This is a genomic window from Silanimonas sp., from assembly GCF_044377035.1.
In the GTDB taxonomy this organism is placed as follows: domain Bacteria; phylum Pseudomonadota; class Gammaproteobacteria; order Xanthomonadales; family Xanthomonadaceae; genus Silanimonas.
In genome coordinates, this window is record NZ_JBILJW010000010.1 from 95,994 (window position 1) to 107,620 (window position 11,627).

The window sequence follows — 11,627 nt, forward strand, 5'->3', positions numbered from 1 at the left end:
CGACACCAAGGAATCGAACATGAGCGTTCTCGTCAACAAGAACACCAAGGTGATCGTGCAGGGCTTCACCGGCCAGCAGGGCACCTTCCACGCCGAGCAGATGCTCGACTACGGCACCAAGGTTGTCGGTGGCGTGACGCCCGGCAAGGGCGGCACCACCCACATCGGCCTGCCGGTTTTCAACACGGTGCAGGACGCGGTCGATGAGACCGGCGCCGACGCCTCGGTCATCTACGTGCCGCCGCCGTTCGCGGCCGACGCCATCCTCGAAGCGGCCGCCGCCGGCATCCGCCTGATCGTCTGCATCACCGAAGGCATTCCGGTGCTCGACATGCTGCGCGTGAAGCACGTGCTGGCGCAGTGCGACGACGTCGTGCTGATCGGCCCGAACTGCCCCGGCGTGATCACGCCCGGCGAGTGCAAGATCGGCATCATGCCGGGCCACATCCACATGCCGGGCAAGATCGGCATCGTGTCGCGCTCGGGCACGCTGACCTATGAAGCCGTGAAGCAGACCACCGACGCTGGCCTCGGCCAGTCGACCTGCATCGGCATCGGCGGCGACCCGATCAACGGCACCAACTTCATCGACGCGCTGCAGCTGTTCCAAGACGATCCGCAGACCGAAGGCATCATCATGGTCGGCGAGATCGGTGGTTCGGCCGAAGAAGAAGCCGCTGAGTTCATCAGCGAGTACGTGACCAAGCCGGTCGTCGGCTTCATCGCCGGCTCGTCGGCCCCTCCGGGCAAGCGCATGGGCCACGCCGGCGCCATCGCCTCGGGCGGTCAGGGCACGGCGGAAGGCAAGTTCGCTGCGCTGGAAAAGGCTGGCGTCGTCACCGTGAAGTCGCCGGGCGACCTCGGTGCGGCCATCGCCAAGCTGCTGAAGAAGTAAGGGCCGCGGCGCAGAAGCGCCGGGGTTCGTGAGTACCGAAGGCCGCCCGCAGGGGCGGCCTTCGTGTTTTCGGGCCTGCCTGCGGCACGCGACTTCCACCGCGGCGACGCGCGACACTATCGCCCCCGGATGCCCGACGCCCCTCGATGACGCTGCGCCTCGCCCTCGCCCAGTTCGACTGCCCTGTCGGCGCCGTCGCCGCCAACGCCGACCGCGTGATCGCGTGGATCGCGCAAGCGCGCGACACGCATCGCGCCGACCTCGTGGTGTTCCCCGAGCTCACGCTCTCGGGCTATCCGCCGGAAGACCTGCTGGAGCGGCCCGGATTCCTGGCCGAGTGCGCGGCACAGCTGCAGCGGGTGGCCGAGGCCTGCACCGGCGGCATCACCGCGATCGTCGGCTGGCCCGAGGCCGTGGGCGGCGTGGTGTTCAACGCGGCCAGCGTGCTGCGCGACGGGCGCGTCGAAGCCACGTACCGCAAGCGCAAGCTGCCGAACTACGCGGTGTTCGACGAGCGCCGGCACTTCGCGCCGGGCCACGAGGACTGCGTGGTCGAGGTGGCCGGCGTGCCGGTGGGCGTGATCGTCTGCGAAGACCTCTGGCACCCGGAACCGATCGCCGCGACGGTGGCTGCCGGCGCGCAACTCGTGGTGGTGTCGAACGCTTCGCCCTTCGAGCGCGACAAGCTCGCCGACCGCGACGCCCTGTTGGCCACTCGCACCGCCGAGGCCCGCACGGCGATTGCTTACCTCAACCTCGTCGGCGGGCAGGACGAACTGGTGTTCGACGGCGCGTCCGTGCTGGCCGATGCCGACGGCCGCCTGCATCCGGCCGCACGCGCCTTCGAGGATCAGTGGTTGGTCGCCGATTTCGACGCGGCGAGCGGGCGCTTCACCCCGGTGCGCTGGCCGGCGGAAGACGACGAATCGCGCGAGTCGCTCGCCTACCGCGCCGCCGTGCGGGGCTTGCGCGATTATTGCGGCAAGAACGGCTTCAAGACCGCGTGGCTGGGGCTCTCCGGCGGCATCGATTCCGGCCTCGTGCTGGCGATGGCGGTGGATGCGCTGGGCGCTGCGAACATCACCGCCGTGCGACTGCCCTCGCGCTACACCTCGGACCTGTCGAACGACCTCGCCGCCGAGCAGGCGGCGGCGCTCGGCGTGCGGCTGGAGACCGTTGCGATCGAAGCGCCGTTCGATGGCTTCCTGCAGGCGCTTGGCCCGCTGTTCGAGGGCCTCGCGCCGGACGTGACGGAGGAGAACCTGCAGTCGCGCTGCCGCGGCGCGCTGATGATGGCGCTGGCCAACAAGAAGGGTGGCCTGCTGCTGACCACCGGCAACAAGAGCGAGTACGCGGTCGGCTACGCGACGATCTACGGCGACATGTGCGGCGGCTACGCGCCGATCAAGGACCTCTACAAGATGGAGGTGTTCGCGCTGGCGCGCTGGCGCAACGCGCGGCAGCCGGCCGGCGCGCCACCGGCGATCCCGGACGAAGTCATCACGCGCCCGCCGTCGGCCGAGCTGCGCGAGAACCAGACCGACCAGGATTCGCTGCCGCCCTACGCGCTGCTCGACGCCATCCTCGAAGCGCACATTGAAGGCCGCGAGGGCCGTGAGGCCTTGCTGGCCTGGGGCTTTCCGATCGAATCGGTCGACCAGGTGCTGCGCCTGGTCCGCATCAGCGAGTGGAAGCGCCGCCAGGCCGCGCCGGGGCCGAAGCTGTCGCGCCGGGCCTTCGGCCGCGAGCGGCGCTACCCGATCACCAACGGCTGGCGAAGCTGAGGCCGGAAACGCGAAGACCGCCCGGAGGCGGTCTTCGTGGGTGCCGATTGGGCCGGGGTGGGGCCGTTAGCGGCCGGCGCCGAACGGGTTCAGCTGGCCCCAGAGGCCACCGCGCTCCGGCCAGTTGCCGCTGAGGTAGGGGTGCTCGGGGTAGTTCTTTTCCAGCACGCGGCGGGCGTCGGCGGCGAGGTCGTCCTGGCCGAGCGCGGCATGGCTGGAAGCCAGCAGGGCGATGCCGTCGGCCTCGAACTCGCTCTGCGGGTAGGTTTCCAGCAGGAACTTCGCGCGGTTGATGGCTGACACGTAGGCGCCGCGGCGGTGGTAGTAGAGGCCGGTGGTCGCTTCGTGGCGGGCCAGGAAGTTCTTCAGGTAGACCATGCGCTGCCGCGAATCGGCGGCGTAGCGGCTGCTCGGGTAGCGGCGAAGCAGCTCGGCGAAGGCCTCGAAGCTGGACTGCACGCGGGTGAGGTCGCGGGCCGACATGTCGGCGCGGGCCACGCGCTGCAGGAAGAAGCTCTCGCGGTCGAAGCCGTTCAGCGCGCGCAGGTAGAACGCGTAGTCGATGGCCGGGTGGGTCGGGTAGGTGCGGATGAAGCGGTCGAGGGTCGACGTGGCGTCCTCGTGCTTGCCCTGCTTGTACTGGGCGTAGGCGAGGTCCAGCTGGGCCTGCTCGGTGTAGGGGCCGAACGGGAAGCGGCCGGTAAGGCGCGTCAGGTAGACCTCAGCGCGCGAGTAGTTGCCGCTCTCGCGCGATTCGCGGGCTTCGGCGTAGAGGGCCTCGACCGGGAGGGTCTCGGTGTCCGGTTCTCCACCGCCGAACCAGCCCTTCATGGTCTGGCAGCCGGTGGTGCCCAGAGCCAGCAGCGAAAGGAGGGCGAGGCGGGTCAGGACGCGCGTGGACGGCATGGACGGCACGGAACGGGCACCAGCGGGGTTCAGGACGGTCGATAATAGCGGAATCCCCTGAATCGCCGCCGAGCCGTCCCGCCCATGACCCTTCCCCATTCCGGCCGCCCGGACACCGACGATGCGCGTGCCGAGGACGAGCGTGAACTGCTCGAGGCCGTGGTGCCGCTGGAGCACGCCGGCCGCCGCTTCGACCAGGTCCTGGCCGACCTCTTCCCCGACTTCTCGCGCTCCCGCCTGACCAGCTGGATCAAGACAGGCGAGGCCCTGCTGGACGGCGCGGAAGCCAAGCCCAAGCAGGCCCTGCGCGGCGGCGAGACCGTCACCGTGTGGGTGACGCTCTCGATCGAGACGACGGCCGAGCCCGAGGCCATCGCCCTCGATCTCCGCCACGCCGACGAGGACGTGATCGTGCTGAACAAGCCGGCCGGCCTCGTGGTGCACCCCGGTGCCGGCAATCCGCGCGGCACCCTGGTGAATGCGCTGCTGCACTTCGACCCGAAGCTGGCCGAGCTGCCGCGCGCGGGCATCGTGCACCGGCTCGACAAGGACACCTCGGGCCTGATGGTGGTCGCCCGCAGCCTGCGCGCGCATACCGCGCTGGTGGAGCAGCTTTCCAGCCGCGAGGTGCACCGCCAGTACCTCGCGGTGGCCTGTGGCGCGATGGTGGCGGGCGGCACGGTGGACGCGCCCATCGGCCGCCACCCGACCGACCGCATCCGCCAGGCGGTGAATGAGAGCGGCCGCGAGGCCGTCACCCACTACCGCGTGCGCGAACGCTTCCGCAGCCACACGCTGGTGGAATGCCGGCTCGAGACGGGCCGCACCCACCAGATCCGCGTCCACATGGCGCACGTGCGCCATCCGCTGGTCGGCGACCCGCTTTACGGCGGCAACCTGCGCCTGCCGAAGGGCGCGACGGAGGCGCTGGTGGAGGGCCTGCGCGGCTTCAAGCGACAAGCCCTGCATGCCGAATCGCTGGCTTTCGTGCACCCGGCCAGCGGCGAGACGCTGCGCTTCGAGGCCGGCATGCCCGACGACATGCTTGCCCTGCTGGCGCAGTTGCGCGAGGACACCGCGGAAGCGGCGGCCAAGGGCATCAAGTGATGGCGACGATCGGCATCGCGCGGCGCTGATGGACGTCGCGCTGCCGTTCTTCGAGTGGGCCGACTGGCCGGCGCCGCCCGGCGTGCGCGGTGGCTCGACGCAGCGCCTCGGCTTGGGCGCTTCGCCGCCGCCGTTCGACACCTTGAACCTCGGTGGCCATCGCAGCGCCGACGGTGACGCGGGGGGGCACGTGCTCGCAAACCGCGTGGCCCTGCGTGAGGCGCTTGAACTGCCTTCCGCGCCGCGCTGGTTGCGTCAGGTGCACGGCACGGCGGTGTTCGATGCCGACACGGGCGCGGTCAGTGGCACGTCGTTGCCATCGGACGGTGATGAACCCGAGGCCGACGCCGCGGTGACGCGGTGCGCCGTCGTGGTGCTGGCGGTGCTGCATGCCGATTGCCTCCCGGTGCTGCTGTGTTCCGATGACGGCGCGGTGCTCGGTGCCGCGCATGCGGGATGGCGTGGCCTCTCGGCCGGCGTCGTCGAAGCCACGGTCGACGCGATGCGCGTTCCGGGCGAGCGCGTCATGGCGTGGCTTGGCCCCGCCGCCGGGCCTGCGAACTACGAGATCGGCGAAGAGGTGCGCGCCGCCTTCGTCGATGGCGATGCCGGCGCGGCCGCCGCGTTCACCGCAACGCGCCCCGGACATTGGCGCGTGGATCTTTATGCGCTCGCGCGGCGTCGTCTCGCGGCGATCGGCGTCGCGCGCGTGCACGGCGGCGGACGCTGCACGATCGGCGAGCCGCAGGCGTTTTTCTCGCATCGCCGCGATGCGCGCACTGGCCGCATGGCCAGCCTTCTCTGGCGCGCTTCCTGAGCGAACGCATGCTGCGGCGCACACGGCCCGTGCGCGCCATCGCAGAAAAAGCGTGATGGCGGGCGCGCCGCGACCTGCGAACTGAGACGTGGCGCCGCAGTTGACAGCGCGTGGCTTTCGCGCGGCGGCTGAAGGCGCAGCCTGCGCGGCATCCGAACCGGAGTCCTGCCATGCCCGTCGTCCGTCCTGTCGCTCTCGCCCTTGCTGCGCTGTTCTCCGCGGCGGGAGTTTCCGCGCAGTCGACCACGCCGACGCCGGAGATCGCCGGCTTCATCGTCACGTACGCGCCCGGCACGGCGGAGGCCGCCAACGCGAACATCGCGGCGCGGCGCCTCTCCGACGCCAGCCGCCAGGTGGCGCGCTCCGGCCTGATGGCCAAGCGGGGCCCTTCGGCCGGCCTCGGCTACCAGCGCCGGCTTTCCGTGGGTGGCGATGTGCTGCGGGCCACGCGCTTGCTGGCCCTCGACGAAGCCGCGGCTGCGCGCGCCGCACTCGCGGCCCAGCCGGGCGTTGCGCGGGTCGAGTACGACTACGTGCTGCAGGCCAACCTGCGGCCGAACGACACCCGCTACGCCGAGCAGTGGGCGATGACCGATGCCGATGCCGGCCTGCGTGCTGAAGCCGCGTGGGATCTTTCGACGGGCAGTGGCGTCGTGATCGGCGTGCTCGACACGGGCTTTGCCCGCCACACGGACCTCGATGCCAATGTGGTGCCGGGCTACGACTTCATCACCAGCGTGACCACCGCGGGCGACGGCAACGGCCGTGATGCGGACGCCAGCGATCCGGGCGATTTCGCCAACGGCCGCAATTCGAGCTGGCACGGTACGCACGTCGCCGGCATCGCCGCGGCACGTGGCAACAACGCCGCCGGCATCGCCGGCCTCGCCTTCAGCGCGAAGGTGATGCCGGTGCGCGTGCTGGGCCGCGGCGGCGGCACCACCTCGGACATCGCCGACGCCATCGTCTGGGCCTCGGGCGGCGCCGTCGCCGGCGTGCCCACGCTCTCCGCCGCGAACGCGGCCGACGTGCTGAACCTCTCGTTGGGCGGCCCCGGCACCTGCACCAGCGCCCTGCAGTCGGCCATCGCCAGCGCGGCCTCGCGCGGCGTGCCGGTGGTGGTGGCGGCGGGCAACGATGCCCGCGACGCCGGCGCCTACACGCCCGCCAACTGCCCCGGCGTCATCACCGTGGCGGCGGTGGGCGCGAACAGTGCGCGCGCGTCGTTCTCGAACTTCGGCGCGGTGGTGGATGTCGCCGCGCCGGGCGTGTCGATCCTCTCGACGGCGAACGCCGGCACGCAGGTGCCGGGTGCGGAGAACTTCCTCGCCTACAGCGGCACCTCGATGGCCGCGCCCTACGTCAGTGCGACGCTTGCCCTGGTGCAGGCGCGCCGCACGGCGCTGCGTCTCTCGCCGCTGACGGTGGCCGATCAGGAAGCCCTGCTGAAGCGCAGCACCTACGCCGCGGCCGCCGGCTGCAGCGGCTGCGGTGCCGGCCTGCTGAGCGCGCAGGCCGCCGTGCAGGCGGCGGGCGGCGCGAGCACGACGCCGACGACGCCCACCAACCCGACCACGCCGACGACCCCCACGACGCCGACGAACCCGACGACGCCGGGCACCACCTTCACCCAGACCTTCCTGAACCTGACGGCCAGCACCGGTACGCAGATGCGCACCAGCCTCAACGTGCCGGCCGGCGCGCGCGACCTGCGCATCGAGACCAGTGGGGGCATCGGCAATGCCGACCTCTTCGTCGGCCAGGGCACCGCCCCGACGACGGCGCAGGCCACGTGCAAAGCCAACGCTGCCGGCAACGCGGGCCTGTGCGCCTTCGCCACGCCGGTGGCCGGCACCTACCACGTGCTGATCAACGCCACGGCGGCCTTCAGCGGCATGACGCTGAAGATCAGCTACGTGCAGGGCGGCAGCACCACCCCGGCGACCTTCGCGAACGAGACCGATGTCGCCATCCGCGACAACGCCACGGCCACCAGCGCGATCGCGGTGAGCGGCCGTGCCGCCACGCTGTCGGCACCGGTCACGATCAACTTCGCACTGAAGCACCCGGCTTCCGGCGAGCTGAAGGTGGAGCTGGTGATGCCCGACGGCCTCGTGGTGCTGCTGCACAACCGCGCTGGCGGTGCCACGCCGAACCTCGCGGGCCGCATCAGCCTGCAGGCGCCGGGCCGCGCCGCGAACGGCACGTGGACCTTGCGCGTCACCGACCAGGTGACGGGCAACACCGGCCTGATCGACCGCTGGAGCCTCGCGTTCTGAGGCCGCCCCGGCCCGTGGCTGAACGACGGGCGCAGGCATGACGAACGGCAGGGCGACGACGACGGGGCCGTGAGGTGATGCTCACCTCACCGCCCTTGTCCCCCGGAGTGTCGTGATGCGCCTCGCCCCCCTTGCCCTCGCCCTGTGCTTCGCCGGCTTCTCCGCGGCGGCCTTCGCGAACGCCGCCGACATCGAGTCCCTGTTGAAGGTCCGTGATCCCGGCGCGCTGGCGAAGGCGCAGGCCTTCGTCGAGACCAACGAGGCCAACGCCCGCGCCTGGGTGCTGTTGGCGCGCGCGCAGCTGCAGAAAGGCGAGGCCGACGAGGCCGTCGAAAGTGCTGAACAGGCGGTCGAACTGGCGCCGAACGATGCGCAGGCGCAGTTCTGGCTGGGCAATAGCCTGGGCGTGCGCATCAACGAGGTGAACATGCTGCGCAAGCTGACCATGGCGCCGTCCTTGCGCGACGCCTACGAGGCCGCCGTGCGCCTCGACGGCAACCTGCTCGACGCCCGCAGCAGGCTGATCCAGTACTACCTGTATCCGGCGGCACCCGGTGGCGGCGTGGAAAAGGCGCAGGCACAGGTCGTGGAGATCGCGAAGCGCAACCCGGTGCGAGGTCATCTTGCGGAAGCGACCATCCAACGCGCCCACTTCGAGGACAACGCGGCGGCGATGCGTGCCATCGATGCCGCCATGGCTGCGGCGCCGGCGCTGGCCGCCGACGACATCGACACCCGCGTGATGTTGGGCAATAGCCTCGTCGCGCTCGAGCGTTATGCCGACGCCCACACCTTCTACAGTGCGTGGGCGGCCGCGCAGCCGCGACATGCCGCGCCGCACTACCACCTCGGCCGCCTCGCCGCGATCAGCGGCCAGTTCCTCGACGAGGGCAGCGCCGGGCTGAAACACTACCTCGACGGCGGCCTCACCCGCGGTGACAACGATCCGCGGGACACGGCCGCGTGGTGGCGCCTCGGCCAGATCCAGGCCAAGCAGGGCGACACGGCCGCCGCGCGCTCTTCGTTCCAGACCGCGTTGCGCCTCGATCCCGCCAACGCCGAAGCGAAGAAGGATCTCGAGGCGCTCTGAGGAAGGTCGACGCCCGGGGCCGAGGCAGTCTTCCGGACTGAACGATTCGGCGTGGCCGGCTTGCGCCGGATCAAGCCGGCCTTGAATCACCTCTTCATCATCCGCATCTGGAAGCTATCGCGGCCCGTTCCGTGGGCCGCCGCCCCTTTCGGAGACGACCCATGCGGATGGACAAGCTCACCTCCCGCTTCGCCCAGGCCCTACAGGACGCGCAGTCGCTGGCGCTCGTTCGCGACCACAACCTGATCGAACCCGCGCACTTGCTCTCGGCCTTGCTCGACCAGCAGGGCGGTGGCACGCGGCCGTTGCTGGCGCAGGCCGGCGGCAACGTGGTGGTGCTGCGCGAGAAGATCGGCGAGGCGCTCGACAAGCTGCCGAAGGTGACTGGCCAGGCCGGCCAGGTGAACCTCGGCAACGAACTGGCGCGCCTGCTCAACGTCACCGACAAGCTGGCCAGCCAGCGCGGCGACGCCTTCATCGCCAGCGAACTGTTCCTGCTCGCCTGCATCGAGGACGGTGGCGACGCCGGCAAGCTGCTGAAGTCGGCGGGTTTCGACAAGGCCCGGCTCGAGGCGGCCATCCAGAAGATGCGCGGGGGCGAGAAAGTGCAGAGCGAAAACGCCGAAGACCAGCGCCAAGCGCTGGAGAAGTACTGCATCGACCTCACGGCCCGCGCCGAGAGCAGCAAGCTCGACCCGGTGATCGGCCGCGACGAGGAGATCCGCCGCACCATCCAGGTGCTGCAGCGGCGCACCAAGAACAACCCGGTGCTGATCGGCGAACCCGGCGTGGGCAAGACCGCCATCGTCGAAGGCCTCGCGCAGCGGATCATCAACGGGGAAGTGCCGGAAGGGCTGCGCGGTCGCCGTGTGCTCTCGCTCGACATGGGCGCGCTGATTGCCGGCGCGAAGTTCCGTGGCGAGTTCGAAGAGCGCCTCAAGGCCGTGCTGAACGACCTCGCGAAGCAGGAGGGCAACGTCATCCTGTTCATCGACGAGCTGCACACGATGGTCGGCGCCGGCAAGGCGGAAGGCTCGATGGACGCCGGCAACATGCTGAAGCCCGCGCTCGCGCGCGGCGAACTGCATTGCATCGGTGCCACCACGCTGGACGAGTACCGCAAGTACGTCGAGAAGGACGCTGCGCTCGAGCGCCGATTCCAGAAGGTGTTCGTCGGCGAGCCGAGTGTGGAGGACACCATCGCCATCCTTCGCGGCCTCAAGGAACGCTATGCGGTCCACCACGGCGTGGAGATCACCGACCCGGCCATCGTCGCCGCGGCCACGCTCTCGAATCGCTACATCGCCGACCGCCAGCTGCCCGACAAGGCCATCGACCTGATGGACGAGGCGGCCTCGCGCATCCGCATGGAAATCGACTCCAAGCCCGAGGAGATGGACCGCAAGGAGCGCCGCCTGATCCAGCTCAAGATCCAGCGCGAAGCGCTGAAAAAGGAAAAGGACGACGAATCGAAGCAGCGCCTCGCCGACCTCGAGGCCGAGATCGCCAAGCTGGAGCGCGAGTTCAACGACCTCGAAGAGGTGTGGAAGGCCGAGAAGGCCATCGTCAGCGGCACCACCAAGGTGAAGGAGCAGATCGAGCACCTGAAGCAGGAGCTCGAAGCCGCGCACCGCCGGCAGGACCTCGCGCGCGCCTCGGAGATCCAGTACGGCGCGCTGCCGAAGCTGGAGAAGCAGCTCGCCGATGCGCAGGCCGCCGAGACCAAGGGCTTCACCCTGCTGCAGGACAAGGTGACGGCCGAGGAGATCGCCGAGGTGGTGTCGCGTTGGACCGGCATTCCGGTCAGCAAGATGCTGGAAGGCGAACGCGAGAAACTGCTGAAGATGGACGAGGTGCTGGCGGCCCGCGTGGTCGGCCAGCGCGAGGCCGTGCGCGCGGTGTCGGATGCGATCCGCCGTTCGCGTGCGGGCCTCTCCGACCCGAACCGCCCCAACGGCAGCTTCCTGTTCCTCGGCCCCACCGGCGTGGGCAAGACCGAGCTATGCAAGGCGCTGGCGAGCTTCCTCTTCGACACCGAGGAAGCGATGGTGCGCATCGACATGAGCGAGTTCATGGAGAAGCACTCCGTGGCCCGCCTGATCGGTGCGCCCCCGGGCTACGTGGGCTACGAAGAGGGTGGCTACCTCACGGAAGCCGTGCGTCGCCGCCCGTACAGCGTGATCCTGCTCGATGAGGTCGAGAAGGCGCATCCGGACGTGTTCAACGTGCTGCTGCAGGTCCTCGATGACGGGCGCCTCACCGACGGCCAGGGTCGCACGGTGGATTTCCGCAACACCGTGATCGTGATGACGTCGAACCTCGGCAGCCAGCACATCCAGGAGCTGAGCGGCGAGGGCGATGCCGCCTACATCCAGATGAAAGCCGAGGTGATGGGCGTGGTGCAGTCGCACTTCCGCCCGGAGTTCATCAACCGCCTCGATGAGATCGTGGTGTTCCACCCGCTGGGCCGCGAGCAGATCCGCGAGATCGCGCGCATCCAGACCGCCTACTTGGCCAAGCGTCTCGCCGAGCGGCAGATCAAGTTCAGCATCGACGACAAGGCGCTGGACGTGCTCGGCAACGTCGGCTTCGATCCGGTCTACGGCGCGCGGCCGCTGAAGCGCGCGATCCAGCAGCAGATCGAGAACCCGCTGGCGCAGAAGATCCTCGGTGGCGAGTTCGTCGCCGGCGACGCGCTGCAGGTGAGCAGCGACGGCGGAACGATCACCTTCCGGAAAAACTGAAGCGG

General features: G+C 70.0%; 8 protein-coding genes. 7 read left to right on the forward strand and 1 reads right to left on the reverse strand.

All coding sequences use genetic code 11. The features are described from left to right. The first annotated feature begins 19 nt into the window (after positions 1-19). Positions 20-895 carry a succinate--CoA ligase subunit alpha gene (gene sucD / locus ACIQ6S_RS07520; protein WP_298337644.1) on the forward strand — a complete coding sequence of 292 codons (876 nt, stop codon included), beginning with the start codon at positions 20-22 and terminating at the stop codon, positions 893-895. A gap of 146 nt (positions 896-1,041) precedes the next feature. Then, positions 1,042-2,679: an NAD+ synthase gene (locus ACIQ6S_RS07525; RefSeq protein ID WP_397607816.1), complete on the forward strand. Its 1,638-nt coding sequence runs from the start codon at positions 1,042-1,044 to the stop codon at positions 2,677-2,679. Positions 2,680-2,745: 66 nt separating this feature from the next. Here the strand turns inward: ACIQ6S_RS07525 and ACIQ6S_RS07530 are convergent, their stop codons facing one another. Continuing rightward, complete coding sequence (locus tag ACIQ6S_RS07530) at positions 2,746-3,585, reverse strand: outer membrane protein assembly factor BamD (RefSeq protein WP_397607817.1); 840 nt, start codon at positions 3,583-3,585, stop codon at positions 2,746-2,748. 84 nt (positions 3,586-3,669) lie between these two features. On the opposite strand from ACIQ6S_RS07530, the gene rluD reads away from it, so the two are divergent. From rluD to clpB, 5 genes are all read left to right on the forward strand, one after another. Continuing rightward, the gene (gene rluD, locus ACIQ6S_RS07535) at positions 3,670-4,692 is read left to right on the forward strand and encodes a 23S rRNA pseudouridine(1911/1915/1917) synthase RluD (protein WP_397607818.1); all 1,023 of its coding nucleotides are present in this window, start codon (positions 3,670-3,672) and stop codon (positions 4,690-4,692) included. A 28-nt stretch (positions 4,693-4,720) separates the two neighbouring features. After that, positions 4,721-5,509 (forward strand): peptidoglycan editing factor PgeF, encoded by a 789-nt coding sequence (pgeF, locus tag ACIQ6S_RS07540; RefSeq protein WP_397607819.1) that lies wholly within the window; start codon positions 4,721-4,723, stop codon positions 5,507-5,509. 170 nt (positions 5,510-5,679) lie between these two features. Next, on the forward strand, positions 5,680-7,788 hold the full coding sequence (locus tag ACIQ6S_RS07545) for a S8 family serine peptidase (RefSeq protein ID WP_397607820.1): 2,109 nt from the start codon (positions 5,680-5,682) through the stop codon (positions 7,786-7,788). Positions 7,789-7,903: 115 nt separating this feature from the next. Beyond that, positions 7,904-8,878 carry a tetratricopeptide repeat protein gene (locus ACIQ6S_RS07550; RefSeq protein ID WP_397607821.1) on the forward strand — a complete coding sequence of 325 codons (975 nt, stop codon included), beginning with the start codon at positions 7,904-7,906 and terminating at the stop codon, positions 8,876-8,878. Positions 8,879-9,039: 161 nt separating this feature from the next. Next, positions 9,040-11,622 (forward strand): ATP-dependent chaperone ClpB, encoded by a 2,583-nt coding sequence (gene clpB, locus ACIQ6S_RS07555; RefSeq protein ID WP_397607822.1) that lies wholly within the window; start codon positions 9,040-9,042, stop codon positions 11,620-11,622. The last annotated feature ends 5 nt before the right edge of the window (positions 11,623-11,627 follow it).